Origin of the sequence: Nocardia sp. NPDC004860 (assembly GCF_040609015.1) — a bacterium.
Classification (GTDB): Bacteria; Actinomycetota; Actinomycetes; order Mycobacteriales; family Mycobacteriaceae; genus Nocardia.
The window spans coordinates 151,195-177,106 of sequence record NZ_JBEXJI010000004.1 but is presented as its reverse complement, the minus strand read 5'-3'; the positions used below and the strand labels follow the sequence as shown (position 1 = coordinate 177,106).

The window sequence follows — 25,912 nt, the reverse complement described above, 5'->3', positions numbered from 1 at the left end:
CATGACGACCGCGAACTCCGCAGCGCAATTCGGCCCTTGCGGTTCTTTGGGTCGGCCTCCTGCACCATCCGCCGCGACCACGGCCCGCTTCACACCGTCACAGCATTCCCCGGTCGAGCAGGCGGCAGTCGAAAAAGCCGCTCCGAGCACGATCACGAGTATCGACGTAATCTTGACGGCGGCACGTCTCGATTCGGTCAAACCTTCTACAGAAACGCCACTCGGATTTTGCGCCTACCTACGATGTGCACATTTTCACGATGTCGGTTTCACCGTGGTAGGCGACTGCTTGACTGGGCTGTCCTGTACGCGTTGCAATTCTTGCTGATAGAAATCATTTGGAATGAGGACATACCTTGCTTCGAAGAAGGTTTCCCTATTATGGATGATGGTATCCATATTGGGCTGCCCGTTCGAGTCGAAAAATTCGCGTGCCTCCCCGGTAAATTTGTTGTGATAGGTGTTGAACTTCTCAAATATCTCTGGATCGGTCTTAGCGTAGTCGGTGATTATATGTACATCGTCCACAAACGATTGGGGATAGGCCGAGGTAGACGTCGCGGTGGAGAGTGATGTCATCGCGCTTCCTGCCTGCTGGGTTGATTCCCCGGTCGAGCAGGCGGCTGCCGAGAAAACCGCTCCGAGCGCGACCGCGAGTATCGATATCGTCTCGACGGCGATCCGTCTCATTTCGGTCCATCCTTCTGGGGAGTTATGGCTGGGTTCGTCAGCCCGGCACGTTGATTATCGCGATAGTCGTTGAAGAAGTTCTGTCCTATTATGCTCTTTTTCGCGTCGTCGAAAGCATCTCGATTATGCTCGATGACACCCATGTTCGGTCGGCCCTGAGAGTCGAAGAACTGGTAAGTGCGGCCGTTGTATTGGTGGTTATTGAATTGGTCGAAGGTGTCGTGGTGGACCGAGTTGTAGCCGTTGATGATGTTGGCGTCCTGCAGGAAGGTGTTGTTGGCGTCGATGTGGGAGGTCGGTCCGAGATCTTTGTCCCAGTGAGTTGTGGTGTGGTCGATGCCGTAGGTGTCCGGAGAAGGTATCTGGGCTTTGATGATGGGGTCGAGGATCCACGCGGCGGTCGAGACGACGCCGCCCGCCGGGCCTTCGATACCTGCACCGTTCACGATTCCGGTGACTATGTCGGCGATCTCGGCTTTCTGGTTGTACGCCGAAGTATCGTGATCGACGGTGTTCTGGTGATCAATTTTGATCAAGGTCGACAGTTCATCGGCGAGGCCGTTCTTCATAGCCCCGGTGAGTTGCCCCTGCTCGTAGGCCGCGTCGTGATGTCCCGCGCCGTAGGCGAAGTCCAGTTGCCCGGCCAGATGGGCGGCGGCAGTGTTGAATTCGGTGGCAGCCTGCGGATTGGAGTCGATCACTTTGAACAGGTTCGACAGGTCGCCGGGGGTGTGGTTCAGCTGAGTACCGTCAACAGTGACGCTGTTGTCGGTGCCACTAGCGGTGTCGAGATTGCCGCAGTAGTGGTTGACCAACAGCTCTTTGTCAGTGACCCCGGCAAGATTGGGGATGTAGGGCTCGAGGGATTTCGCCACGACTTGACTCAGGCCACGGTTGAGTTCACCGAAGGAGACGTGGCCTCCGTAGCCGGGTACGTCGTGGGACAGTGTGGCTTCGTTGTGGGCAATGATCGTGGCCAGCGATTGGGCTGATTCCCCTGCTCGCTGCTGTTGGAATTGGTTGGCTGCGCCGGCGTCGTCACCGATGTACTTGAACATGTTTTCCGCACCGTGCTGGTCCGGGGACCATTGATGTTGCAGGATGTCCAGCACGTGGCTGTTGGGGTCATAGTGACCGCCGGGGGTGCAGGTGACGTCCATGACGCCGTGGGGGTTGACGAGCGCGTCGTGGACGGCGGTGTGGTCGCCCGAGGCGTCCTGAAGGAAGGTATTCGCGAGGGAGCCGGTCTGACTCTTGATCAGATCTGCGCTCGGGTTCAAGGCGGCGATCTCGGCACCTTGTTTGATCATGGCGCGGTTGATGTCGCTGCCCTGAATCGACAAGTCGCCCTTACTCATCAGCTGGCCGAGCGCCCGCATGCTGTCGGCGTCATGCAACGCGTCATAGTTCGGTTGATCGGGAACGGGATAGGGCACAGGACTGGTCGCGGTACCGGTGAGCACGGAGGGGTTCTCGGTGAGGATCTTCTGAACGTTCTTGGGTAGCTGCGACATTCCGCCGGTGCTCTTGCCGTCGAGACTGTGCACCTGGGGGTCGGACACGATGCGGAAATCGTTGGCGATCGCCGATCGCACCTGATCGGGCTCGTTGCCTTTGAGCTTGCTGCCCAGCTGGCTGATGTCATCGCTGGACATGTCGTTCATGCCCTGAGTGAATGCCTGGAGATAGGGGTATTGGGCGAGGCCGACGCTGTTGCCGTCGTTCAGTTCCTGCTTGTCGTAGTCGGACAGTGTGGTGGCCATGCGGATTCGCGCCAGGGCCGCGTCGTCGGCGGTGCCGTCCTTGACGGCCTGGAGATCCTGGCGGGCCTGATCGGCGGTGAGCTGATCGAGCTGATCGGTGGTCGGCTGCTGGATCTGGGTGGTGGTCAGATTCGCGAAGGCGTTGTTGACCGCGGTCATCGCGTTGTCGTCGGCGGTGCCGCAATCGGTCAGCGCGGCTTGGATCGCCTTCTGGTACTCCTCGGCTCGGTGCTCCAGACTTGCCAGCAATGTGGAAGTGGAGGATGAGTCTTGGCCGGTGAGCTTGAGGATGAGGAGCATGTCGGTGCTCACCTTCACCTCGCCGGTATCACCGACCGTGAAATGCGCACCTTCAGCGTCGGAAACCTTGCTCAGCAACGTCGTTTTGGCGGCCTGGATCGCCGTAGCCCCGTTGCGCGCGGCGGTAGCACCGTTTTCCAGCGCCGTCTTGACCTTCTTTGCGTCGCCGTGGATTTCGTCGTGCCGGTCCCGCATCGAGTCCCCGGCATCACCGATCCAGTAGTGATGCGAGCCGTCGACCGAGCGTGCCGCCGCATCCAGGGTGTCGCCGAGGGTCTTGGCCTTCTGCAACCACTCCCCGGCCTGAGTGTTGAGTACGTCCGGATCCCACGCCTTCACTTGTGGGACGGTCGGCGTACCCATCAGATCGCGTCCCTCAGGTTGGTGAACTTGTCGACCGAGAGGTCCTCGGTCGCGTCATAGGCGTTGGCGCCGTTGTGGGCATGGGTATGGAGCGCGTCGTAGTGGCCGGAGATGGCGGTGAACGCCCCGCCGACCGCCGACGCCACCGTCGAGCAGGCACCACCGACGGCTGTGTCACCCAGACCTGCGGTGATCTGGTCGGCCGAATCGTGGTCGGTCATGCCCCCGAGCGTGATCGATGCATCCTTGAACCCGGAAGCCAACGCGCGCACACGCTCCGGGTTCACATCCAGCCGCCCACCCATACCCGAGCCCCCTCGTGTTGCCGACACCGACCGATCAGTGCACGTGATGCTACAAACTTAGTAGCGCGTACTTCACAACGCCATGCAGACGCTCCGGCCGCGCGACGACGTCGGCAGCCGGGACCAGCGAGTAGGGGCCTCACACCATGGCTGATCACAGACCTGTGCGTCACCGCTCATTGCTGGACGCGGTCGCCGACGACACCGAACGCCTGCAGGCAGCGATCCAGACCCGCACCGCGACCGCGACCTCAGCCGATGGTCGAGTCACGGTGGCAGTCAGCGCAGATGGCACCGTGCATGACTGGCACATCGCCGATGCCGACGCCCACACCAATCGACTCGTGGCCAGCCTGGTCGAGCTGATCGGACAGGCCCACATCACCGCGCAGCAGGCCATCCGAACCGAACTCGACACCATCTCCGAACGAGAGGACGTCCGAGCCGCCACCGATGCTGCCCGCGATGCACTCGCTCGAACCGCCACCGCGCCACCATCGACGGCGAGAGATGTAACTTGGGACGACGAAGCCTACGACTACGAATTCCGCCGCAAGTCCCGTATCGCCGCCGACTGAGACCGGGGACGGTGGACGAGAGACCGCACCGACTGCTCTACGAGGCATGGTGAGCCGACCAACCGATCTGCGACCGTCATTCTGACTCGAAGAGTGAACACGGGGGCGAGCTCATCGTGAGACCCAACGAACTCCTACGAAATTCACTGCGCGTCACCGTTTTCCGAAATCGCGTTCGAGAGCAGAAGGTAGCGACGAGGCAATCAGATCGACAGGCAGACAAGACTTTTCGACAATAGTTGACAGCGAGCAGTAGCGTCGTCCAGTACTGTCGCCATCGACGAAGCAGTCGCCCCGAGTGGTGCACCACTCGGCTCGTTGATCGCCGATCTGATCCACCAGGCACGGGAGCAGGCCCAGCAGGATATCGAGGGCCTCGTACGCGAAGTCCTGGCCGACCCCCGCATCGCGACCATTGTTGCTTGGAAGCCGAGCGCGTCGAACGACAGCGCAAGCCGGACGAAGAGTTCGACGATGTCTACTACGACCGCGGATCAATCGAGGCTCCGGATTGGTAGCGGATGGTCATCGGTACAAGATGACCGGCGACGACACCATCGCCAAATCCCCTTGGTTCGGCTCAACCCCCAAGCCCTCCATGGGTTCTCGCGTGAGGTTGAGCCGATGTCCCAGACCAGCCGCGGGCAGCACCTGTGGGTGAATAGCCGCGCGTGTAGTGGGCGTCAGGGATGCTAGGTTCCAACGAATGCGCTTCACAACAAGGCTTATTGGGGGGATCGGCCTTGCAGCGGCCGCTGCGCTCGCGGTTAGCAGCTGTACGTCGCCGACGTCGGCCACGACCTCCTCACCGATCCCCATCCCAACGACGACGGACCCCGCGACCAACCGGATGTACGACGATGTCGGTGTCGGGCCCTATCGCAGCCGCGGAACCGTGCAGGTTGGTGAAGGACCCCGCAGCGTGGCTGTCGACCCCGGCCTGCGGAAGGCATACGTCGTCAGCCAAGACTCCACGGCTCCCTACCCCGTCACCGTTTCGGTCATCGACACCCGTACGCAGGCAGTCACGGCCACCATCGCAGTGGACGACATGCATGTGCTGAAGCCCCAGTCGATCACCGTGGACCCGGCGACGCACCTGGTGTACCTCATCGGCCAGGGGCCGGCTGGCATGCTGTCGGTTATAGATCCGATGACCAATTCTGTGACTGCCCGCATCCCGACAGAGGGCACCCACGACTACGCTGCCATTGCAAATCGATTCCGATCGTCACACCGTCTACGTGGCCAATAACTACTTCCGGACGGTCTTGGCGATCGACATCCGCAGCAAGACCGTCGTGGCCACCATCCCGGTCGATGCTGAGCCCGAAACGCTGGCTGTCGATCCCAGCAATCACCAAGTGTGGGTCGCTGGCAATGGCAGCGCTTCGGTCATCGACCCCGGCACCTTTATGGTGAGCGCCACGATCCCGCTCAGCGCAGAGCCGCGCGGCATCGTCGTCGACCCCGAGACACAGACGACCTACATCACCAAATTCAACGTGAGCTCGATAATGACCGTCGACACCGCAACCCATGCGGTGGGCAACATCTCGTTGCAACGCGAAGCTGGCTACGCGGTGGCGATCGATCCCGCCGTACACTCTCTATTTCACGACTTCGGCCTTCGGCAGCGTCACGATGATCGACACCAGGACGCGCACCGTCACCGCCTCCCGCCTCGCCGCGAAGTCATCTCCCTACGGCGGCCGCTGTACCTGGGGGATCGCGGCGGACCCCACAACCCACGAGGTCTATGTGACGTACGGCGAATCCTCCAGCACCATTGAAATCCTCGCACCCTCGTAGCCGATCCAGGGGCCGCGCGGACTCCTGGGTGCTGCGCGGCAACCGGTCGCCTTGGTAAGCCCCGATCTCAGGAGTGAGAGCACCCGCTGGTGAAGCCGAGATCGGCTCGCGCACAATCCCGAGCAAGAACAGCGCCCCCAATTCGTGATTCTCCCCGCGTTGGTTGCGCCCAACTCTGCGATGCCGGCCTCACGGTCGATCGGCGGTCACTCTGCCGAGTAGTCGTTTGCCTCCGCCAGGCGCATGCACACGATCAGGGCCTTCTTCAACCCGTTGAGTAGTCGATGTCGGCGGTTGGCCCAGGTTGACGAGAGATGCGGCGGCACGCAGGATCGATCGTGAGATGGATGATTCATGCTGGTAGGGCTATTGGGTCCGGTGGTGGTGGAGGCCGCGGACGGGACGAGGGTGTCGGTCGGGGGGCCGCGGGTGCGGGCGCTGCTGGGGTTGCTGGCGCTCGAGGTTGGGCGTGTGGTGCCGGTGGCGCGACTGGTGGACGGGGTGTGGGCGGAGAACCCGCCGGCGGGGACCGGGAATGCGTTGCAGACCTTGGCGAGTCGGTTGCGCGCAGCGGCGCCGGGGGCGGTGCGGAGTGACGGGGGCGGGTATGTGCTCGAACTGGCGCCCGAGGACGTCGATGTGCATCGGTTCACGCGTGAGGTCGCGGCGGGGCGGGCATTGCTCGAGGCGGGGGAGGCCGAACGAGCCATCGCGTGCTTCGATACCGCGCTCGCGTTGTGGCGCGGGGAGCCGTTGATCGATATGGGGGAATCGGAGGTATTGCGCTCCGCGGCACTGCGATTGACCGAGCAGCGGCTCGAAGCGGTCGAGCTGCGAGCGGACGCCCTTCGAGCCCTGGGCCGAGGCGGCGAGGTATTGCGTGAACTCCGCACGGAAGTAGCGGCACATCCGTTCCGGGAGACACTGGCCGCACAACTCGTGCGGGCGCTGGCGGCAGCGGGACGAACATCCGAGGCGATACAACAGTTTCAACAAACCGAGGCCTTGTTACTGGACGAGCTCGGCACGACACCCGCCGAAGTGCTGCGCAAGGCCCTGGCCGACATTCACACGAATGCACCCCCTGATCCCGCAGTCGACGGACCTGCCATCGAGACGACGCCCGAATCGGGTCGAACGGGAGTTACGGCAGCATCCCGGACCACATCGAAGGTGTCCGCTCCGCTGCTGCCCAGGCGGCACACCAGCTTCGTCGGACGTGGACGCGACGTGGAAGGAGTGCGGCTGGCATTGCGCGAGGCCCGGCTGGTGACGTTGTCGGGCACCGGTGGCGTGGGAAAGACCCGGTTGGCCGCCGAGACGGTCGGGGCGCACGCCATGGACTGGGCGGATGGTTACGCTTTCGTCGAACTGGCCGCACTCGAGCGGGAACGGACCGACCGACCGGCCGTGAACGCGGTCGGAGTGGCGATAGCGAACGCGCTCGCTCAGTTCGAGCGACCCGACGAACTGTCGACGGAGTGGGCCGAAGTACTGGAGCGGACGCTGTCCGGTCGCCGAATGCTGTTGGTACTGGACAACTGCGAGCATGTCGTGGAGGCGACCGCGCGCCTGATCGACGATCTGTTGCAGCGGCTGCCCCTGCTGCGGGTGCTGACCACGAGCCGGGAGCCGATCGGTGTGGACGGCGAGCGACTGTATCCGGTCCGGACCTTGGACCTACCCGAAGGCGACGCGGGCATCGTGGCGGTCACCGCGTCGCCCGCGGTCCGGCTGTTCATCGACCGCGCCACCGCGGCACTTCCGGATTTCGCACTGTCCGAGAGTAATTCCGCGGATATCCGAGCCATCGTGCGCAGCCTGGACGGCATGCCGCTGGCCATCGAACTGGCCGCCGCCCGCCTGCGGAGCCTGCCGCTGCCGGACCTCGCCGAGCGGCTCACCGATCGCTTCCGGCTGCTCACCAACAGTACTCGCCACGCGGTCCCGCGCCATCGCACCCTGCACGCGGCCGTCGCCTGGAGCTGGGGACTGCTCACCGACGCGGAAGCCGCAGCAGCCCGGCGTTTTTCGATTTTCGCGGGCGGCGCGACCTTGGACGCCATCATCCGGGTGTGCGGTCCGGACGCCATCGACACGGTCACGTCACTGGTGACGAAGTCGTTGGTCGACTTCGACGGCCGGCGCTATCGAATGGCCGAGACCATCCGAGCCTATGCGACAGCGGAATTGACCGCCGCCGGCGACGCCGACGAGGTCGCCCGCACCCACGCCGACTGCTTCCTGGAATTCACCGACACCGCCGCCCACGGATTACGCACTGCCGCACAACCCGATTGGCTCGCCCGCCTGATCACCGAACACGGCAATTGCGAAACCGCGCTGCGCTGGGCGCTGGACGTCGGTGACGGTGAGCGTGCGGTTCGCCTGTACGCGAATCTCGTCTGGTATTGGCTGCTGCGCGGGTTGCACGGTGACATCGCCGAACGCCGCCGCGAGGTCCTCGCACTGCTCGGAGACACATCGCCGCCGGGGTGCACCGGGGCCTATCTGGCCTGCCGGTACGCCGAGGAGTTGCCGGCGTATTTCACCAATATCTGGTGGGGCCAAATCCGGGAGAACACGGGCCAATTCGAGCGGCTGACCCGCGCGGCCCTCACCGAGGATCGGCCCCCGCACCCGATGTTCGTGCTCATTCTGGCGCTGCGTGACCTGCTCGGCGACGACGACAGCCTGTTGACCGCGTGCACCGCCTCCGACGATCCATGGCTACGCGGAAATGCGCTGATAGCAAAAGGTTTCGATGAACTCGGCGGCGACCATCCGGCCCGCGCCCTGCCCACCCTGGAAGCGGCGCTGACCTGTCTGAGCGCGCACGGTGACCCCCGGTCACACAGCCGCGCCCTGATCTCCCTGGCCAGCTACCGGACTCGCATGCTCGGCCTGGACAGCGCCCGCCCGCTGATCGCGAGCGCGCTGGAACTGCTCAGCCCCGACCTGGGCGCCGGTGAGCGTATGGGCGTGCTGCTCTTCGCGGCGGAGATGCACCTGGTCGGCGGCGATACCGACAGCGCGGCAATCCATCTGAACCGGGCCGAGGCCCTGATCACCCCGCATATCATCCCCGCGCCCGGGCGCTTCCTGGCGGCGACGCAGGCGCACCTGGCGCACCTGCACGGCGACAACGACGGCGCGATGGAACTGTTCCGGCGGATGTCCGAGCAGCCGCTCCCCGCCGCCCCGCCACCCGCCGGACGCCACGACACCGTTCGCTTCGTGAACCTGGTCTTCGTGAGCACCGCGCACGCCGCGACCCTGGTCACGGCGGGGCAGCCGGACGACGCGCTGCGCGAGCTGGCCGTGCCCCGCGAGCTGGCCGCCCAGACCTCGGCGGCGCTGCTGGCCGAGGTCGGAATCGGTTACGCCCTGGTTGCTCTGGCGAAGGGCGGCGCGGGGCGCGCGGCCCGCATTCTCGGCGCCACCGACCGGATCAACCGGAGGGCCGGGGTGATCCGCATCGGCCCGTTCCGGCGGCGGGCGCTCGACCAGGCCGAAACGGCGCTGGGGCCGGTGCGCCTGAGCGCGGAATTCCTCGCGGGCGCTCGGCTTCCGGACGGGGCGGTGCTCGAACTCCTCCGTACCACTCGCTGACAACGACTGTCAGCGAACGGTACGGGCAGCACTGGATCCTCGGGACGCGTATCCCACCGATCCAGGAGTGTTCATGTCTGTTCCCCCGAACACGGAATCAGTTGTTTCCGTGCGTGATTCCCGTCGCCTCGGCGCACGTCTCGGCACTGTCGGCGCAGTACTGGGAGCCGGGTTCATCATGTCCGTCGGCGGCGGTTATCTGCTCGCCCCGCAGCGCATGGCCCCGGGGTTCGGCCTCGCCGAGTGGCCGAGTGGTGAGGCCGACGGCTTCCTGAACGTCAAAGGCGTCCGCGATGTGGTCACCGGCCTGATCCCGCTCGCTCTGCTGGCGGCCGGGCAGCGCCGCGCCGTCGGCGTCGCCCTGCTCACCACCGCCCTCATCCCGACCGGCGACATGCTCACCATCCTGGTGCGCCGCGGCTCGACCGCCACCGCCCTGAACGTTCACGGCCTCACCGCCGCCCTGGTGGCCGCCACCGGCTCGCTGCTGCTACGCCGCGAAAACCGGTGAGCGCCCGATGAAGACGCTGGTCAATACCGCTCACATCTATATGATCATCGGCCTGATCTCCGGGCTCTACTACCGCGAGATCACCAAGGCCGAACACTTCACCGGGCAGTCGCAGCTCGGTGTCGTGCACACCCACGTGCTGGCGCTGGGCATGCTGTTCTTCCTCATCGTGCTGGCCTTGGAGAAGCAGTTCACGCTCACTGCCCGGAAAAGCCTGTACGCCTGGTTCTTCTGGCTGTACAACATCGGCCTGGTCACCACCATCGCGGTCATGACGGTGCACGGCACCCTCACCGTGCTGGGCAGCAGCAGCAATGAGGCGATCGCGCTCTGCGCGGGTCTGGGTCACATCCTGCTGACCGCCGGGCTGGTCCTCTTCTTCATCACCCTCGGCAAATCCATCGACGACAGCCGAACGCCGCGCACCGCAGCGGTATTCGCCGAACAGGAGGCATCGTGATCACCGGCCGGGACAGCGCGCTGTGGACGCGGGACGCGGTCTCGCTCGCGGCGCTGATCGCCGAGGGCGCGGTCACCGCGGCCCAGGTCGTCGAGGCGCATCTCGAGCGCATCGAACAGGTCGATTCCGAAATCGGCGCGCTCACCACGGTATTCGCCGAGACCGCGCGCGCGGAGGCGGCCGCGGCCGACCGCAGGGCGCCGACCGGGCCGCTGCACGGGGTTCCGGTCACCATCAAGAACAACCTCGATGTTGCGGGCAGCCCGACCACCTGGGGTGTGGCGGCCCTCGGACAGGCCGTCGCGACAGCGGATGCACCCGCGGTGTCCGCATTGCGGCGAGCCGGGGCGATCGTCATCGGGCGAACGAACATGCCGGACTTCGCCACTCGCTGGCACACCGACAACGACGAGGCGGGACCGACGGTGAATCCGTGGAACCCGACTCGCAGCCCGGGCGGTTCCAGCGGCGGTGACGCCGCGGCGGTAGCGGCGGGCATGACACCCCTAGGCCTGGGCACCGACTTCGGCGGTTCACTGCGCGTACCCGCCGCGTTCTGCGGAGTCGCCTCCCTGCGCACCACGCCCGGCCGGGTGGCGGTGGCGTCGAGCCTGTCCGGGGCCGCACCCGCACCGACGAACCAATTGTTCGCGGTGCCAGGGCCGTTGGCGCGCACCGTGCGCGATCTGACGACCGCCTTCGAGGTCCTCTGTGACAGCGCTGACCCGCGCGATCCCGGATGGATTCCGGTGCGTGACGCGACCGATGCCGCGCTGCCCGCGGTCGCCGTCACGCTCGGTGACGGTATCGATCCGCAGGTGCGGGCCGCGCTGCTCGGCTGCGCCGACGCCCTCGAACGCGCGGGATATCCGGTGGCCGAACTCGATCCGCCGCACTTGGGCGAGGTGGCGGCGGACTACGGCCGATTGGTCTCCACCGAGGTGGTGGTCCAGCGCCGCGAAGCCATGCGGCGAGTCGGCAGCGCCGGACTGAACACCTTCGTGGACGCGGCGATCGACCTGTTCCCGCCGCTGGATCTGGCGGGCTACATGACCGCGCTGGGTGAACGCCTCACCCGCCGCGCGGCCTGGTCCCGCTTCCTCGCGGAGCATCCGATCGTGCTCGGCCCGGTCTCGGACGAACTGCCCTGGCCGGTCGGCTACGACCTCGGCGGCACCGCGCAGGTCGCGACCATGTATGCGGCACACCGCCTCACGATCGCCGCCAACTACCTGGCGCTGCCCGCGGTGACGGTCCCCGCGGGCGTCTCGGCCGAGGGTCTTCCCATCGGGGTCCAGTTGATCACCGCCCCATTCGCCGAGCGGCGCGCGCTGACCGCCGCCGCCCATATCGAAGCGGCCTTTCCGATGCCCACACCCATCTCGCCGGCAACCGACCCGGCCACCCGGGGCCCGGCTCCGTCCGGTGGCTCGGGCACGACGCTTTGAACATTTTTGTTGCGAAAGGAATTCAAATGTCCCACAACACATTGCGATCCGCTGTGCGCGGACGGGTACTGCTGCCGGGTGACGACGAGTTCGATACGGCACGGACGCCGTGGAATCTGAATGTCGACCAGCCGGTCGCGGCCGTGGTGCACGTCGAGGACGCAGAGGATATGGCCGCCGTGGTCGGCTACGCGCGTGACGCGGGCCTGTCGGTGACCGCTCAGCCCAACGGCCACGGCGCATCCGGTGATACCGCGGGCACCATCCTGGTGCGCACGCGTCGGCTCGATCGGGTCGAGGTGGATCCCGAGCGGCGACGCGCCCGCGTCGGCGCGGGAGCCAGTTGGGGCGAGGTGCAGGCGGCGGCCGCCCCGCACGGCTTGACCGGGTTGGCCGGCAGCTCCCCGGTGGTCAGCGTTGTCGGCTATACCCTCGGTGGCGGATTGTCGTGGTTCGGCCGCAAACACGGTTGGGCGGCCGACAGCGTTCAGGCCTTCGACATCGTCGATGCCGATGGTCGTCCAGCCCGGGTCACCGCGGAGTCCGACCCGGAGCTGTTCTGGGCATTGCGTGGCGGCGGTGGGGATTTCGCGCTGGTGACGGCCATGGAGTTCGATCTGTTCGCGGCTCCGGCCTTGTTCGGTGGCCTGATCGCCTGGCCGGCCGAGCGGACCGAGGCGGTCCGTGCGGCCTTCCGGGACATCACCGATCACGCACCGGCCGAGCTCACGGTCTGGCTCAATCGGCTGGAACTGCCGCAGGCTCCGCCGGTCATCGCGATCGCCGCCGCCTACCTGGGCGAACCGGCGCGTGCACGAGACCTGCTGCGACAGCTCGACACGATCGACGGCGTTCTCGCGGACACGCGCCGGGAACTGTCCCCGGCCGAGTTGGGCGCCATCGTGAACGAGCCCACCGCCCCGGGCCCCGGACTGGTGCGAGCCGAGCTGCTGACCGCACTGGACGAGACCGCCGCCGAGATTCTGCTGCACGAGCCGATCGATCCGATGCTGGGCATCCAGGTCCGGCAGCTGGGAGGTGCGCTCGCCGAGCCCACCCGAGGCGCGGTTCCGCCGTTCACGGAGCCCTACGCACTGTCTCTGCAGGCCATCGGCTCGGACCCCGACACAGTTGCCGCGGTCCACGCCACTCAGAAGCGCATCATCACCGATCTGGGCGCGCGGGTCAGCGGCCGCAAACCGTATACCGTCCTGTCCGCCGGCGACAGTGTCGCAGACGTTTTCGACCCCGGCACCGTGGACCGGCTGCGGAAGCTCAAGCAGGCCCGCGACCCACACGGCGTATTCCGCGCCAACTTCCCGATTCCCCACTGAACCTTCGGTTTCGAGCCCCTCGGGCAACTCCGCGAAGCACTGCCCCGCCGATCGTGATCGGCGGGGCAGTGCGGTGCCCGCGATCAGCTGTCCCAGCCCCCCGGGGGTGGCGGCATACCCGGGTGCTGTCGGCGGCGAACTCTAATTTCTGGTGACGTCGCGGTTCCCCACCCGGTTCATGGCGGATTTCGTCACCTTCATCGACCGCATCCACGGCATGGTCCCCAGCCCGGCTGACCGATCCGCGTGCAGCGTCGGGAGACGGGACTGGCGTGTGATGCCAGCCGAGAGTTGTTGGGGGACTTCGGGACTGATTGTCGGCGAGCCAATCGAGCCGGGCTAGGTGAAGTGGGCGTCGGAGTGGAAGAGGAGTTGCCAGTATTCGCTGCGGATCGCGTCCCAGAGGTCGGCGAATGTGGTGAAACGTTCACGGGCCCAGCACAGGTCGTGGCAGGTGTTGTCGTCGAAGGCGGCGGTGTCGGGGGGTCTGGCGGCATGTGTGACGGTGAGGGCCAGGATTTCGATGCTGCTGCCGATCATGCGCCATGCGGCCTGTTTTCCGCCGACGGAGGTGTAGCGGGTCCGTTGTGTGCGATGTGCGGGTGTTGCTGACATGTATCGCGATCCGGGGTGGGGGGTGAACGGTGCTGTCGACTGTCCTCCTCCGGCACCGGTGCGATCAATCGGGGAGGAGTCCAACAGAACGTCCGGGTTTGCCGCATCGGGTTGGAGATTCCTACGGGGGTTCAGACGAACCACACGTGGAGATTCCAGAAACGCTCCTCCACCTGCGGGGAATTTATAGGACTACACTGAGAGAAAAGTTCGTTCGTTTCTTGGAGCTCGACATGGGCATACGCGAATGCGTTGGCTCGGTTCTGGCCACCACCGCGATTGCCTTGGTACCGAACATCGTTGCGCCCGGCATGGCCACTGCCGCCGATCCGCTGCCGGAGGCGACTTTCGAGGAGATGGTCGCCCGGGAAGCCTGGTTCGTGGTGTCCGGGCAGGATCCCGCACAATCGGCGCCCGGCGTGAATGTGCCGTGCACACCGTCGAAGGCGCATCCGCGGCCGGTGGTGCTCGTGCACGGCTTTCCCGCCAATCAGTACAACGGGTTCGCGCATCTCGGGCCGAAGCTGGCGAATGCCGGGTACTGCGTGTACTCCCTGAATTACGGCGGGACCAACGCCTTCGACGGCGGGATCGACGGGGTGTCGGTGTCCGGGCCGCAGGTATCCGCCTTCATCGACCGCGTGCGGGCCGAGACCGGCGCCGCCAAGGTCGACCTCCTCGGGCATTCCGGTGGCGCGTTCGTTTCGCTCTACCTCGCGAAGACCGACCCGGCAGCGGTCGACCGGATCGGCGCGGTCGTCGTCCTGGCACCACCCACGAACGGCATCACCAGCGGACTTATCGGCGGCGCAACACAACTCGGGCTACGCGGGCTGGTCGCGGGCGTGTGCGGGATCTGTGAGGACGTCTCCCCCGGCTCGGTGGCGATGACCCGGCTGCACGACGGCCCGATCGCCCGGACCGGCATTCGCTACACCACCATCGTGTCGGCGCACGACGCCATGGTGTCCCCGCCCGCCGCCGCGGCCATCGCCGAGGATGGCGTCACCGACCTCGTCGTCCAGGACCAGTGCCCGGACGACCCGGTCGGGCACAGCGGCTTGGCGTACGACCCGAGCGTGGACGCGATGGTTCTGAACGCGCTGGATCCGGGGCGGCCGGTGCCGGTGCGGTGCGGGAGCGGGCCGCAGTTCTGACCGATGCTCTGCCGGCGTGCCGATCGTGGACCTGGAGGTCACCGCAATACAGCGGTGAGGAACTCGAGCTGGTCGGTCACCGCCTGCTGCTGCCACGGACCCTGATAGATGTCGAAATGGTCGACGGGATACTCGCGAATACGCGCCCGCGGACCGGCTTTCGCAGCGACGCGCAGGGCCGCGCTCGGTGGCGCGACACTGTCGTTCGTGCCGACCTGCACCAGGATCGGACAGGGCACACGCCCGGCGAAGGTGGTGGGCCGGTTCAGGCCGACTTCCAGGGCGGCCCGAGCGCACACCTCGTTACGCCAGGTCGGTCCCGCGACCGGAACGACGGCCTCCACCGCGCCCGGGCTGGTCATGATGGCCGGCGATCCGGGCGGGCCGACGATCGGCACGTAGTGCGGCGGCCGCTTGGTGATGCTCCGGGCAAGGTCACGCAATCCGTGCCCGGCCGCGCGTGCGAGGTAGCCGACACCGGCGCGGCGCAGGACGTGCGCCAGCGTGGCGAGTCCGTCCATCGCGGGGGTGATCGCCATGATCGCTGTGATTCGCCGGTCCTGGGCGGCGACCGCGACGGCATGGCCGCCGGAGTAGGAGGTCCCCCAGAGCACAATGCGTTCGGGGTCGACGCCGGGCAACTGCCGAGCGACGGCGATGGCCGCGTGATAGTCCTCGCGCTGCCGACGGTACGAAACACGCTGGCGTGGAGTGCCTTCGGAGTCTCCGAAGCCACGGTAGTCGAACACCAGGACGTCGTACCCGGCCGCGGCGAATGGTTCGGCATACCCGAGCAGTCCGGTGTCGCGGGTGCCGCCGAAACCGTGCGCCATGACCACGCACGGACGCCCGGGTTCGGCACCCACCCCGGTGAAATGCCATGCGGCGCAACGGGTTCCATGGCTGGTGAAGGTGATGTTCCGCATCGCGCTCACCTGGCCGCGGCCACGGTCGCGGGGGCGGCGAAGGTGAACCGCAATGCGGTGTCGTGCACCGGACTCTCGCGCAGGCGCTCGGCGTCCTTCTCGTAGGCCATCTCCACTGTCCACGGGCCACGAGTTCCCGCCCGCGGGAACCCCGCGATCCCCCGCTGGACATAGCCGGAGTGCAGGTCGTCCACGAGCGGCACCCGTTCCATGGCCGGGTCGGCCGCCGCCGGCGTGACGGTGTGAAAACCGTTGGCGTCCATATGATCGAGTAGACGGCAGAAGTGCTCGCAGACCAGATCGGCCTTGAGCGTCCAGGAAATATTGGTGTAGCCGACCACGAAGGCCAGGTTCGGCACCTCGGACAGCATCATCGACTTGTAGACCGTTGTCCGCGGCAGGTCCACCGGTCGCCCGTCGACCTCGAACCGGATCCGGCCGAAGGGCGACAGGTTGAAACCCGTTGCCGTCACGATGATGTCGGCGCTGAGCTGCTGACCGGATTCCAGCAGGATGCCGGTCTGCGTGAAGCGCGCGATGCGGTCGGTGACGACCGAGGCGCGGCCGCTCGAGAGCGCCTTGAACAGATCACCGTCCGGCACCACACACACCCGCTGCTCCCACGGGTTGTAGCGGGGCGTGAAGTGCGTGTCGACATCGAAATGGGCGGGCAGTTGCCGGCGCACCATGGCGATCAGCAGCCGGCGCGCCGCGCGCGGGGCGCGCTTGCAGGCTTTGTAGATTCCGCGGGTGATCATGATGTTCTTCCGCCGGATCAGCGTGGCGGCGCGTTCGGCGCCCAGCACGCGGTTGAGGGCGCCGGCGATCACGTCGACGGCCGGCAGCGACATGACGTAGCTCGGCGACCGTTGCAGCATGGTGACGTGGGCGGCGCTGCCCGCCATCGCGGGAATCAGCGTCACCGCCGTCGCGCCGCTGCCGATGACCACCACGCGCTTCCCGGTGTGGTCCAGATCCGCCGGCCAATGCTGCGGGTGCACGACGCGGCCCTCGAATTCGTCGAGGCCGGCGAAATCAGGGGTGTATCCGGCACGGTGGTCGTACATTCCGGTGCCCAGGAACAGGAATCGCGCCGTGAATCGCACCTGCTCCGCGCTGCCGGTGTGCTCGACGAGGACCGTCCAGCGCCCGGTCGCGGAGGAGAACTGGGCGTCGAGCACCCGGTGACCGAATCGAATGTGTTCGGACAGACCGTTTTCCGTGATGGTGTCACGCAGGTAATCCAGGATGAGATGCCCGTCGGCGATCGACTTGCGATGCGTCCACGGCTTGAAGCCGTAGCCGTAGGTGGGCATGTCCGAGTCCGAGCGCAGACCCGGATATCGGAACAGGCTCCAGGTACCGCCGATCGAGTCGCGGGCTTCGAGCACCGCGAAGGACGTGCCGGGGCGGCGGGTCGCGAGGTGGTAGGCGGCATCGATACCGGATATTCCGGCGCCGATGACCAGAACATCGAAATCGGTGGTGTCGTGGTGGCTGGACGGGATCGTCACGAAGGGTCTCCTGGGCCGCAGAGAGGGCGGGGCTGTGATTCGGTTCACGTTAGGAGCGAGATCACCGCCGGGGTATGTCCGCCGGGCCATCATTTGCCCCCGAAAATGTGCGGCCGCACACTGGGTGCATGAATGGTCCCGATCCGGCACCCGAACTCGTCGATCTCATGGGCCGAGTGGCGGAGGTGATGCTGGCCGATCTCGACCAGTTGGTCGCCGAGATGGATGCCGCCGAGATCGAGCTGTCACCCCTGGTGGGCGCCGACGCGGCACTGATCGCGGACATGACGGCCAGCAATCGCGCGAATGCCGCACGGCTGCTGACCGTTCTCGCCCGCCGGGAGGCCCGCCTGTCCTCGATCGATGTGCCACCCGAAGCGCTCGACGTGGCCCGCACGGTCGCGCGGCGCGGCATGGATCTGGACGTGATCTTCCAGTCCTATCGGCGCGGGCAGAACACCGCGTGGCGGCACTACCTGGCGCATGCCACGCGGATCGCGGGGTCGGGTCCACTGCTCGTGCCACTGCTCGAGATCTCCGCTCAGCGCATGTTCGAGTACGTCGACCAGGTTGTCGGCCGGGTCATCTCGGTCGCACAGCGCGAACGCGAGGAGATTCTCGGTGGCGCGCTGGCCCGGCGCACCGAGACGATCCGGCTGATTCTCGACGGTGCGCCGATCGACAACCGCCGGGCGAGCGAGCGGCTCGGATACGACCTCGCCGGCACGCACACGGCGCTCGTGCTGTGGTCTTCGCCGGCCGGCGAGGTCCAGGGCACGCTCGAGTCCGCGGCGGCGATGCTGGCGCGGGCCGGTGGGGCGCGGCCCCCGCTCACGCTGTCCGCGGGCAGCTCCACACTGTGGGCGTGGGTGGGCACCCCCTCCGCCTTCACGGTCGACGGCCTGCGGGGCGCGCTGGGCGCGGCCCACCCGGGCGTCCGGGTCGCGGTCGGCCCGGCTCGCTCCGGCATCGCCGGCTTCCGCCGCTCCCACGAGGCGGCGCTGGGGATGCACAACCTGCTCGCCGGGCAGCCGGACGCCGCGCGGGTCACGCTCTTCCATGACCTGGAGGTCGCCGCGCTGACGGCGGAAAATCCCTCCCGCGCAGCCGAATTCGTCGCCGACACGCTGGGTCCGCTGGCGGCGGACACTCCCGCTGCCGCCCGGTTGCGTGAGACCCTGCGCGTATTCCTGGAGGAAGCCGAGAACGCCCCGCGCACCGCGTCCCGCCTGCACACGCATCGAAACACGGTGCTGCAACGTGTTTCTCGCGCCACCGAGCTGCTCGGACATCGGCCGGGCGAACGCCGGTTGGCCGTCGAGCTAGCGCTCGAACTCGCCCATCGAATCGGAGCCCGGGTCCTGACTCGCACCGACATGTAGCCGGACACGGGTGGCTCGCTCGAGGGCTTTTCGACCGCGAGCTCGCCATTCATGTCCTTACATGGCTGTTGACAGCGTCACACCACCCCCCTAAAGTCGAATCCAATTCGAGATCTGACTGCTGCCCCGGCCTGTCGGCCGATTGCGGTTTCAGCGCCCGTTGGTGGCGACATCACAGGAAAAACAGGAGCGGAGTGGGCCCATGCCCGAGAACCAACGCGCGAGGTCGGCCGAATGACCAGCGCACATCCTTCGTGCACCGCCGGCTCGACCGGTGGGCACGATAGTGGGAGCCGCGGCGGGCGTTGGACGGACCTCGGCAGAGAGCCGCCGCGGGCACCCCGACCGTCGCACGAATCGACACTCCGGTCCACAAGGCCCATGAGATCGCCGAAACCGCCGGGATCCCGGCCGGTTCCGGCCCCGAGTGACCCGCAGCGAAAGGCGGCGCCGATGACTCCCATCGAGAACGAGATGCTGGAATTCGCGACCGCCTGGGCGCCGTACGGCGGGAATGACGCCGAGGCGTTCGTACGTTTCGGCTTGAGCCCGAAGGAGTTTCACGCCCGTCTCATGCGGCTGCTGGCGTCCTCGGCGTCGCAGGTGCTCACCGGGGCGACCGCGTCCACGCTTCGCAAGCAGTGCATGGAGCGATTGCGTCACCCTGCCGTGGATAGTCCCGCCCGGTAGCGGACCCCGTACGGCGTGCAGGCGATCCGCCTGCACGTCGTCGTTTCCGGTGTCGACCTCGTAGGGCCTGCTCACCCATCCCCGTAGTGGGGAGTCCGCCGCGAGTCACTCGGTCTGCGCGGCGGAGGCGAGAGTCTCGTTTATCCCGAAATCCCGGCGTCGGCGGCGATCAGGTCGGCGGCCTTCTCGGCGATCATGATGGTGGGGGCGTTGGTGTTGCCGCGCACGACCGTCGGCATGACCGAGGCGTCGGCCACGCGCAGGCCTTCCAGGCCCAGTACGCGCAACTGCGGGTCCACGACGGCACCGATGACGCAGGTGGAGGTCGGGTGGTAGAGCGTCTGCGCGGTGCGGCGGGCGAAGTCGAGCAGGTCCGCGTCCGAATCCGAAGCCGGAACGGAGAATTCGCCGGTCGTGACCTCGCGCAGGGCGGTCTGCCCGGCGATGTCGAGCGCGATGCGCAGCCCGGCGATCATGGTCTGCTGGTCGTCCTCGGTGGCCAGGTAGTTGTGCCGGATACGGGGTGCGGTGCCCGGTGCGGCCGACCGCAGGGTGAGCTCACCGCGGCTGGTGGGATTGACCAGACAGGGACCGAATCCGAAGCCGTGCTCGAGCAGCGGACCCATGCCCTCGTCGTAGAACAGGGCGGGCGCCTGATGGAACTGCACATCGGGGCCGGCCAATCCGGGCCGGGTCGCGACGAATCCGCCCGCCTCACCGACATTCGAGGTCAGCGGTCCGCGCGCCTCGGTCTGCAACAGCGCGAGGTGGTCCGGCGTCAACGCGGTCATCAGCGATTCCCGATCGGTGCGATAGTTCAGGAAGACCGCGAGATGGTCCTGCAGGTGCTGCCCGACCGGGAGTTCGTGCACCTCTCTTCGCTTTCGCATCGAACTCGGGCCGATATGGCCTAGATCACTATCGATCTCGATACCGCAAGCGAAGCCCCGGTCCACACCATGTGCCCGAGTCGGCGGATCCGGGTTGCCGACTGTGTTCCAGCACACAACACGATCTCGTCATTTTCGTACCATCGAACGCATGACAGCCCTGATCGGACCGCCCGCCAACGGGTCCGAGGCGGTTGCCCGCACCCTGCTCGCGGACATCGACGACCTCGCGAGTGAACTGGTCGGGCGTATCCGCGCCGTAGACCATGCCTACGCGGAAACCGCCGCCCTGCCGGAAACCGTGCTGCGCACCGCCGTCCACGACAATCTGGAGGCCATGCTCGGCCAGCTCGCGGGCATCAGCGGGCGACGGCTGCAGGCGGCCACCGAGGTCGGCAGGGCCAAGGCCGAACTGGGTATCCCGCTCGCCGCGCTGCTGCACGCCTACCGGCTGGCGGGCCGGCTGATCTGGGAGCGGTCGCTGGCCACCGCGGACCGGTCGGGCGAAAACATCCTGCCCGCACTGGGTTCGGAGGTCTGGCGGCTCATCGACGACTACTCGAGCGCGGCGGCCGACGCCTACTCCGGCTTCCTGACCGAGCGTGTCACCAGGGCCGATGCCGAACGGCAGGCCATGCTGCGCACCTTGTTCTACAGCGACACCGACGCCGCGTCGCTGGCCGATATCGGCCGCATGCTGCACCTGCCGCGGGCCGGTGTGTTCGTCGTCGTGCACGCCGAGTCCGGTGTGCCGTCCACCAATCCGGTGCCGGGCGCGGAGGGCGGGCTGCGCGCGGCCTACGTGCACTCGGTGTGGCTGACCGAATCGGATGCTCGCATCGGGCTGCTCAGCCTCGGAAATCAACGCGCACTGGATCATTCGCTGACCCGGCTCCGGCAGATCGTGAGCGGCCGGGTCGGCGTCAGCCGCATCTTCTCCACACTGTCGATGACCGGCACGGCTGTGCGCGAGGCCGAACTCGCCGCCCGCTGCATCCACCCCGGCTCGAACAGCGTCACCGTCTACGGGCACACCCCGCTCCCGCTGGTGCTGGTCAGCGCGCCCGAGGCCGCCCGCAGCCTCGCCGGCGAAATCCTCGGCCCGATCCTCGAACTCGACGACGAGGACCGCGACACCCTGCTCGACACCCTCGATCTATGGTTCGACTGCGGCGGATCGAACACCGAGGTCGCGCAGCGGCTGAACTACCACCGCAACACCATTCACTATCGTCTCCGCAGAATCGAGACCCTCACCGGGCGTCGCTGCTCGGATCCCAGATCCGCCGCCGAGCTCTACGTCGCGCTCCGCGCGGTTCGGCTCGGCTCCTGAGAAACCGTGTCCGGTAGCTGCTGCATTCCGTACAGCACCGACATCCAAATGTTGTAGAGCACATCGACGACCCGCTTCGGATCCACTTGCGGGGCACGAGCCAATACCCGGTTCAGATAGCGTTCATCCATCCAGACCAGGGCACGGGCGGTTTCGACCGCATCCAGATCCGCGCTGATGCGGCCGGCGGCCTGATCGTCGATGATCCGTCTGGCGGTGGCGTCGGCGAATCGTTCCATCAACCCGCTGTATGCGGCGTCGACCTTCTCATCGCTGGCGGCCGCATCCGCCAGCGCGCTCAATACCGCGCCATGCTTCAGGTAGACCTCGGCAAGTCCCTCGAACGCCGCCCGTGCGTCATTGAGCAGGTCGGTCCCCACCAGCCAACGGTCGAGCATCTCGGACACGTCCTGCCCGAGTTCGTCGGCAACCCGCAACGCGAGATCGTGACGGTCGCGGAAGTGGACATAGAACGCCGGACGCTTGAGCCCGGTAAGGCTCATCACCGCGTCGACGGTCATCTCACGAAACGGCCGCTCGCGCAGGAACTCCTTTGCGGCGTCGATGATCTCGCGTTCCGACTCTTTGGGATCATGCTTCGGGCGTCTGCTCATCGTGTCCTCACTACTTCACGATAGAGGTGACCCCGCGCAGCCGCCGCCGGGCGTGTCCGCCTACCGGCCAGGATCCACCGTCATCGGGACAGTCCCCGGCTGACCACGGGCTGATCGGATTCCGTTCGCTCATTGTGGCGGTGCAGCGCGCGGTAGGCGTAGTAGTACATCATCATCTGGAATCCCCAGGTCGCGAGTGCACCGATATAGAAGAACGTGTGGTTCTCGTCATCGCCGGGAATGTGATAGAAGTCGTACGTCGCGGCGATGACGAATGCCGCCGCGGTGGCAAGGACCACCCCGATCGCCTGTCCTCGCTCATCGATATTCCAGAGCCGTCGCACGAAGTAGAGCAGGAACACGGACGTGATGACGTTCACGACGACATAGAAGGTCGCCCCGGCGACGCCTATCCGGTCGGCGAATATCGACAAGTACAGGCCCGCGACGGTGGCGAGTGCGAAGACGGCGATATCGGTTGGCAGCGAAGGCTTGTAGCGGTGGGTCACCTTCATCAAACCCAGGATGAGAATCAACGTGATTCCGGCCGCCCTGGAGAACGCGTCGAAGAAGAGCGCGATGTGGTACATCGGACTGGTCCGATGAGCGCCCAGCAATGCGAAGAAGAAGAAATTGGTGCCGGAGGTCGCAACGATGATCCATTCGAGGCCGAGTAGGTAATTGCGGAAATTCCTGATGAATTTCGAGCCATAGGTGAACCCGGCGAAGATCATCCAGAGATCGGCGAGTAACAGCAGTAAGTTCTTGATGTCCATGTTCATCTCTTGTGTTCGAAGGCCTGGCGGCCGTGTCCGGAAGGCCTGGCGGCCGTATTCGACGGGCCCCGCTTGCTGCCGGGCCCGTCGCTGATCAGAGGCGTGCCAACCGGTCGGACAGACGGTCACCGAACCAGCCGAGTTCCAGTGCCGGTCCGCTGACGAAGCTGGGCCAGAAGCGCCCGCGGCCGTGCCAGATGGTTTCCAGGTCCTCGGCCATGGGTTCGCCGGAGAGCCGACCGGCCAGCATGTGGCCGACATACTGGGCTTGCGCGAAGCCGTGCCCGTTGCACGCCAGCGAATACAGCACGTTGGGCGAGGCCTCCCCCGCCACGGGCAGCCAGTAGGAGCTCATGCCGATCCAGCCGCCCCACGCCCGTTGCGGCGCGACGTCGTGCAGCCCGGGGAAGCGGTCACGGAAGCCACGTACGAGGTCGTCGACGACGCGCGTCGACGGGGTCCGGGCGAGCAGCGGACCGCTGGTCGTCTCCAGGCGCCGGGTACCGAAGACGATCGAGTTTCGCGGGGTGACGCGATAGCTCTCCAGGATCATGTGCGCGGTCACCATGGGCGCCCTACTGGTCCAGCCGATTTCGTCCAGGCGTTCCGGGGCGATCGGCTCGGTTTCCACCAGGGACGTCCATACCGGGGAGACCAACCGACGCGGCGCGATCGAGAGGTTCTTGGTGTAGGCGTTGGTGGTGAGCAGCGCCTGCCTGGCACGCACCCGGCCATTGGCCGTCGCGATGATCACCGCACTGTCGCTGTCGGTGACGTCCTGCACCCGAGAGTGCTCGAAAACCCTTGCCCCCGAAGCGAGGACGGCGCCGCGCAATCCGAGGACGAACTTGGCCGGATTCAAGGTTCCGCCGACGCCTTCCCGCATACCTCCGAGAAAGCCGTCCGGGAGGCCCGCCGCTCGCCCGTCGACGTACTCGGCCGACGACCCCGCCTCGGCCATGATCTTCGCGTTCCGCCGGGCCTTGCGAAGCTGTCCCTTCGACACCGCGGCCTGCACGATTCCCACCTTCTCGAAATCGCAGTCGATGGCACGATGCTCGATGGTTTCCTGGGCGAATTCCACTGCGGCTTCGGCGAACTGGAACAGCGCCCGGACCTTGCTACGACTGAACAGCAGTGCCAGCAATGCCGGGTCGGCCGCGATCGAGTTGGTCAGGTAGCCGGCGTTGCGTGAGCTGGGACCCCACCCGCAGGTTTCGGCTTCGAGAAGCACGACGTCGGCACCGGACTCGGCGAGCCGCAGCGCCGCGGTCATGCCGCCGACGCCACCCCCGATGACGGCGACGTCGCACGTGATGTCGCCGGCTAGTGCGGGCTCGCCGGTGATGCGCGGTGCGGCCCAACCGGTTTCAGTCAAGAGATCCATGTGCCGTCACCGCCCGCCCTGATCGGCCGAGGCACTCACCTTGCGCGATGTCACCGCCGAGCTCGGTGCGACCAGCGCCTCGACGACCTCATGGGCTTGCGCCCCGCCGGTCTTGGCGAACGTCCGGTAGAAGAGCTCCGGCTCGGCCCAGTCCTCGGGCGCCAGGACGCCGGACAGATCGCCCAGTTCCTGGATGGCCAGCACCATGAATGCCGCGGTCGCCGAACCGGTGGCGGAGGCCATGTCGGTCCAGGCGGTGCCAGGCCCGCTGACCGGCACTCGACGCACCGAAACCACAGGTTCCCCATCACGTTTGCCGATCACGCGCACATAGTTCGTCCCGCGGAACGCGGGATGTTTGCCGGCTGCAGCCGTCGCCAGGTACTTCAGCACCTCGCGCGCGCCGATCTCGCCGCGGCGAACCGTGCCCCACAGCCCCGACAACGCGTGCTTCCACACCCGGAGCGAGCCGGTCTTGTCGGTCATCACGTCGTTGACGAAATCGATCGCCTGGTCCATCGAGATCTTGTTCTCCTGCACCGCCACGGCGATCCCGCGCATGATGCCGTTGACCGGCGGCGGATCGAGCGCACCGAGCACCCGAATCCGGTCGGCGCCCGGCCAGCGCCGCGGCATCGTCACCGCCTCGGGATGCGCGCATTCGTAGAACCGGTAGCCATCGCCGAAGCTGTTGCCCAGCGCGAACACATCGGTTTCGAGGAAGGTCTGATGAGTCACCGAGCGTCCGTGCTCCCAGGTGTGACAGGGGCCGGCATAGCCGCGAATCGCGTGATCGAGCACCGCGCGCCCGTACGGCACCGGCCCTTCGTCGCCGGTCACCCAGCACACATCGATGCGCTCGACCGTGTCCATATCGCGGGCCGCGTCGGACGCCATCACATTGGTCAGTCCGGGTGACGCGCCACATCCGACGAAGATCGGCACGCCGGCCTGCCGCGCCCGGGCATCGAGCTCCATTGCGGCGAGGGTGCTTTCCTCATCGTCGTCGAGGTCGAGATAGGGCACTCGCTTCTCGAGGCACGCCTCCATCACCGGCTCCGCGGTCCGGTTGTACGGCCCCGCGCCGAGCACGACGAGTGCGGCGCCCTCGATCGCGTTGCGAAGCGCGACCCCGTCGAACAGATCGAACGAGCCGACCGTCACTTCCTTGGCCGGCAATGTCGCGACGAACGCCTCGAGCGCCTCCGGCCGGAGGTCGTACAACTCCAACTTCCAGCCGCCGCCCCCGGCCGTTTTGGCGAAGCGATCGATCGCCACGCGGCACATGTCACCTGCCGCGCCGATGAAGACAATTCTCTTTGCTGTGGTCATGGTCACAGGCTAGAGCCATACTTACGCAGTGTCAATGACGCTCTGTAAGTTTAATTTGGCCGATACATGATCGACATTTCACCTGGTCGACACCGGTGGGGTGTGGAAGTGGGCCGGAGT

The 25,912-nt window shown here is 66.5% G+C and carries 23 protein-coding genes and 1 pseudogene; 13 read left to right on the top strand and 11 right to left on the bottom strand.

Going from position 1 to position 25,912, the window contains the following annotated elements; all coding sequences use genetic code 11:
• Positions 1–255: 255 nt before the first annotated feature.
• Genes ABZV44_RS11135 through ABZV44_RS11125 form a run of 3 tightly spaced genes read right to left on the bottom strand, consistent with a single transcriptional unit; the run spans position 256 to position 3,421 of the window.
• Positions 256–690, bottom strand: a complete 435-nt coding sequence (locus tag ABZV44_RS11135) for a hypothetical protein (protein ID WP_354834602.1) — start codon at positions 688–690, stop codon at positions 256–258.
• Complete coding sequence (locus ABZV44_RS11130) at positions 687–3,116, bottom strand: WXG100 family type VII secretion target (RefSeq protein ID WP_354834599.1); 2,430 nt, start codon at positions 3,114–3,116, stop codon at positions 687–689. Before ABZV44_RS11130 ends, ABZV44_RS11135 begins: the two co-directional genes overlap by 4 nt.
• On the bottom strand, positions 3,116–3,421 hold the full coding sequence (locus ABZV44_RS11125; RefSeq protein WP_354834596.1) for a type VII secretion target: 306 nt from the start codon (positions 3,419–3,421) through the stop codon (positions 3,116–3,118). The genes ABZV44_RS11130 and ABZV44_RS11125 overlap by 1 nt, the downstream gene beginning before the upstream one ends.
• A gap of 146 nt (positions 3,422–3,567) precedes the next feature.
• Here ABZV44_RS11125 and ABZV44_RS11120 point away from each other — a divergent pair, with 146 nt between their 5' ends.
• The 8 genes from ABZV44_RS11120 (at position 3,568) to ABZV44_RS11085 (ending at position 13,176) form a co-directional block, all read left to right on the top strand.
• A complete protein-coding gene (locus ABZV44_RS11120; protein WP_354834593.1) occupies positions 3,568–3,999 on the top strand; it encodes a YbaB/EbfC family nucleoid-associated protein in 432 nt (143 codons plus the stop codon).
• A 922-nt stretch (positions 4,000–4,921) separates the two neighbouring features.
• The gene (locus ABZV44_RS11115) at positions 4,922–5,254 is read left to right on the top strand and encodes a hypothetical protein (RefSeq protein ID WP_354834590.1); all 333 of its coding nucleotides are present in this window, start codon (positions 4,922–4,924) and stop codon (positions 5,252–5,254) included.
• Complete coding sequence (locus tag ABZV44_RS11110) at positions 5,244–5,792, top strand: YncE family protein (protein ID WP_354834588.1); 549 nt, start codon at positions 5,244–5,246, stop codon at positions 5,790–5,792. Before ABZV44_RS11115 ends, ABZV44_RS11110 begins: the two co-directional genes overlap by 11 nt.
• Positions 5,793–6,165: 373 nt before the next feature.
• A complete protein-coding gene (locus tag ABZV44_RS11105) occupies positions 6,166–9,423 on the top strand; it encodes a BTAD domain-containing putative transcriptional regulator (RefSeq protein WP_354834585.1) in 3,258 nt (1,085 codons plus the stop codon).
• Positions 9,424–9,496: 73 nt separating this feature from the next.
• Positions 9,497–9,934 carry a DUF4267 domain-containing protein gene (locus tag ABZV44_RS11100; protein WP_354834582.1) on the top strand — a complete coding sequence of 146 codons (438 nt, stop codon included), beginning with the start codon at positions 9,497–9,499 and terminating at the stop codon, positions 9,932–9,934.
• A gap of 7 nt (positions 9,935–9,941) precedes the next feature.
• Entirely contained in the window at positions 9,942–10,394 is a 453-nt protein-coding gene (locus ABZV44_RS11095; protein ID WP_354834579.1) for a DUF2871 domain-containing protein, read from the top strand.
• Entirely contained in the window at positions 10,391–11,842 is a 1,452-nt protein-coding gene (locus ABZV44_RS11090) for an amidase family protein (RefSeq protein WP_354834576.1), read from the top strand. The genes ABZV44_RS11095 and ABZV44_RS11090 overlap by 4 nt, the downstream gene beginning before the upstream one ends.
• A 26-nt stretch (positions 11,843–11,868) precedes the next feature.
• A complete protein-coding gene (locus ABZV44_RS11085) occupies positions 11,869–13,176 on the top strand; it encodes an FAD-binding oxidoreductase (RefSeq protein WP_354834573.1) in 1,308 nt (435 codons plus the stop codon).
• Between the two features lie 339 nt (positions 13,177–13,515).
• Here ABZV44_RS11085 and ABZV44_RS11080 read toward each other — a convergent pair whose 3' ends face one another.
• Entirely contained in the window at positions 13,516–13,791 is a 276-nt protein-coding gene (locus tag ABZV44_RS11080; RefSeq protein ID WP_354834570.1) for a hypothetical protein, read from the bottom strand.
• 233 nt (positions 13,792–14,024) lie between these two features.
• On the opposite strand from ABZV44_RS11080, the gene ABZV44_RS11075 reads away from it, so the two are divergent.
• Entirely contained in the window at positions 14,025–14,948 is a 924-nt protein-coding gene (locus tag ABZV44_RS11075) for an alpha/beta fold hydrolase (protein WP_354834567.1), read from the top strand.
• Positions 14,949–14,986: 38 nt separating this feature from the next.
• Here the strand turns inward: ABZV44_RS11075 and ABZV44_RS11070 are convergent, their stop codons facing one another.
• Both ABZV44_RS11070 and ABZV44_RS11065 read right to left on the bottom strand, forming a co-directional pair.
• The gene (locus ABZV44_RS11070; RefSeq protein WP_354834565.1) at positions 14,987–15,874 is read right to left on the bottom strand and encodes an alpha/beta fold hydrolase; all 888 of its coding nucleotides are present in this window, start codon (positions 15,872–15,874) and stop codon (positions 14,987–14,989) included.
• 5 nt (positions 15,875–15,879) lie between these two features.
• A complete protein-coding gene (locus ABZV44_RS11065; protein ID WP_354834563.1) occupies positions 15,880–17,388 on the bottom strand; it encodes an NAD(P)/FAD-dependent oxidoreductase in 1,509 nt (502 codons plus the stop codon).
• A gap of 128 nt (positions 17,389–17,516) precedes the next feature.
• Here ABZV44_RS11065 and ABZV44_RS11060 point away from each other — a divergent pair, with 128 nt between their 5' ends.
• The 3 genes and pseudogenes from ABZV44_RS11060 (at position 17,517) to ABZV44_RS11050 (ending at position 19,460) form a co-directional block, all read left to right on the top strand.
• Positions 17,517–18,770, top strand: a complete 1,254-nt coding sequence (locus ABZV44_RS11060; protein ID WP_354834561.1) for a helix-turn-helix domain-containing protein — start codon at positions 17,517–17,519, stop codon at positions 18,768–18,770.
• Positions 18,771–19,066: 296 nt separating this feature from the next.
• Positions 19,067–19,201 (top strand): annotated as a pseudogene (locus ABZV44_RS11055) (phosphotransferase family protein); the annotation flags it as partial.
• Between the two features lie 22 nt (positions 19,202–19,223).
• Complete coding sequence (locus ABZV44_RS11050) at positions 19,224–19,460, top strand: hypothetical protein (RefSeq protein WP_354834558.1); 237 nt, start codon at positions 19,224–19,226, stop codon at positions 19,458–19,460.
• 140 nt (positions 19,461–19,600) lie between these two features.
• On the opposite strand, the gene ABZV44_RS11045 is transcribed toward ABZV44_RS11050, so the two are convergent.
• On the bottom strand, positions 19,601–20,350 hold the full coding sequence (locus ABZV44_RS11045) for a GMC oxidoreductase (RefSeq protein WP_354834555.1): 750 nt from the start codon (positions 20,348–20,350) through the stop codon (positions 19,601–19,603).
• A 151-nt stretch (positions 20,351–20,501) separates the two neighbouring features.
• On the opposite strand from ABZV44_RS11045, the gene ABZV44_RS11040 reads away from it, so the two are divergent.
• Positions 20,502–21,683 carry a helix-turn-helix domain-containing protein gene (locus ABZV44_RS11040; protein ID WP_354834552.1) on the top strand — a complete coding sequence of 394 codons (1,182 nt, stop codon included), beginning with the start codon at positions 20,502–20,504 and terminating at the stop codon, positions 21,681–21,683.
• Here the strand turns inward: ABZV44_RS11040 and ABZV44_RS11035 are convergent.
• The 4 genes from ABZV44_RS11035 to ABZV44_RS11020 form a co-directional block, all read right to left on the bottom strand.
• Entirely contained in the window at positions 21,647–22,297 is a 651-nt protein-coding gene (locus tag ABZV44_RS11035; protein WP_354834549.1) for a TetR/AcrR family transcriptional regulator, read from the bottom strand. The two genes, ABZV44_RS11040 and ABZV44_RS11035, sit on opposite strands and share 37 nt — an antisense overlap.
• Before the next feature lie 80 nt (positions 22,298–22,377).
• Positions 22,378–23,073 (bottom strand): transporter, encoded by a 696-nt coding sequence (locus ABZV44_RS11030; RefSeq protein WP_354834546.1) that lies wholly within the window; start codon positions 23,071–23,073, stop codon positions 22,378–22,380.
• A 94-nt stretch (positions 23,074–23,167) separates the two neighbouring features.
• On the bottom strand, positions 23,168–24,460 hold the full coding sequence (locus tag ABZV44_RS11025; protein WP_354834544.1) for an FAD-binding oxidoreductase: 1,293 nt from the start codon (positions 24,458–24,460) through the stop codon (positions 23,168–23,170).
• 6 nt (positions 24,461–24,466) lie between these two features.
• A complete protein-coding gene (locus ABZV44_RS11020) occupies positions 24,467–25,792 on the bottom strand; it encodes a saccharopine dehydrogenase NADP-binding domain-containing protein (protein WP_354835308.1) in 1,326 nt (441 codons plus the stop codon).
• Between the last annotated feature and the right edge of the window lie 120 nt (positions 25,793–25,912).

Bases quoted from the DNA above. Each gene is read 5' to 3' on its own strand.
- ABZV44_RS11105 (WP_354834585.1), top strand. From the start codon at position 6,166: ATGCTGGTAGGGCTATTGGGTCCGGTGGTGGTGGAGGCCGCGGACGGG.
- ABZV44_RS11025 (WP_354834544.1), bottom strand. From the start codon at position 24,460: ATGGATCTCTTGACTGAAACCGGTTGGGCCGCACCGCGCATCACCGGC.
- ABZV44_RS11100 (WP_354834582.1), top strand. From the start codon at position 9,497: ATGTCTGTTCCCCCGAACACGGAATCAGTTGTTTCCGTGCGTGATTCC.
- ABZV44_RS11040 (WP_354834552.1), top strand. From the start codon at position 20,502: ATGACAGCCCTGATCGGACCGCCCGCCAACGGGTCCGAGGCGGTTGCC.
- ABZV44_RS11135 (WP_354834602.1), bottom strand. From the start codon at position 690: ATGAGACGGATCGCCGTCGAGACGATATCGATACTCGCGGTCGCGCTC.
- ABZV44_RS11045 (WP_354834555.1), bottom strand. From the start codon at position 20,350: ATGCGAAAGCGAAGAGAGGTGCACGAACTCCCGGTCGGGCAGCACCTG.
- ABZV44_RS11130 (WP_354834599.1), bottom strand. From the start codon at position 3,116: ATGGGTACGCCGACCGTCCCACAAGTGAAGGCGTGGGATCCGGACGTA.
- ABZV44_RS11020 (WP_354835308.1), bottom strand. From the start codon at position 25,792: ATGACCACAGCAAAGAGAATTGTCTTCATCGGCGCGGCAGGTGACATG.
- ABZV44_RS11035 (WP_354834549.1), bottom strand. From the start codon at position 22,297: ATGAGCAGACGCCCGAAGCATGATCCCAAAGAGTCGGAACGCGAGATC.
- ABZV44_RS11060 (WP_354834561.1), top strand. From the start codon at position 17,517: ATGAATGGTCCCGATCCGGCACCCGAACTCGTCGATCTCATGGGCCGA.
- ABZV44_RS11050 (WP_354834558.1), top strand. From the start codon at position 19,224: ATGACTCCCATCGAGAACGAGATGCTGGAATTCGCGACCGCCTGGGCG.
- ABZV44_RS11120 (WP_354834593.1), top strand. From the start codon at position 3,568: ATGGCTGATCACAGACCTGTGCGTCACCGCTCATTGCTGGACGCGGTC.
- ABZV44_RS11095 (WP_354834579.1), top strand. From the start codon at position 9,942: ATGAAGACGCTGGTCAATACCGCTCACATCTATATGATCATCGGCCTG.
- ABZV44_RS11075 (WP_354834567.1), top strand. From the start codon at position 14,025: ATGGGCATACGCGAATGCGTTGGCTCGGTTCTGGCCACCACCGCGATT.
- ABZV44_RS11080 (WP_354834570.1), bottom strand. From the start codon at position 13,791: ATGTCAGCAACACCCGCACATCGCACACAACGGACCCGCTACACCTCC.
- ABZV44_RS11125 (WP_354834596.1), bottom strand. From the start codon at position 3,421: ATGGGTGGGCGGCTGGATGTGAACCCGGAGCGTGTGCGCGCGTTGGCT.
- ABZV44_RS11085 (WP_354834573.1), top strand. From the start codon at position 11,869: ATGTCCCACAACACATTGCGATCCGCTGTGCGCGGACGGGTACTGCTG.
- ABZV44_RS11070 (WP_354834565.1), bottom strand. From the start codon at position 15,874: ATGCGGAACATCACCTTCACCAGCCATGGAACCCGTTGCGCCGCATGG.
- ABZV44_RS11030 (WP_354834546.1), bottom strand. From the start codon at position 23,073: ATGGACATCAAGAACTTACTGCTGTTACTCGCCGATCTCTGGATGATC.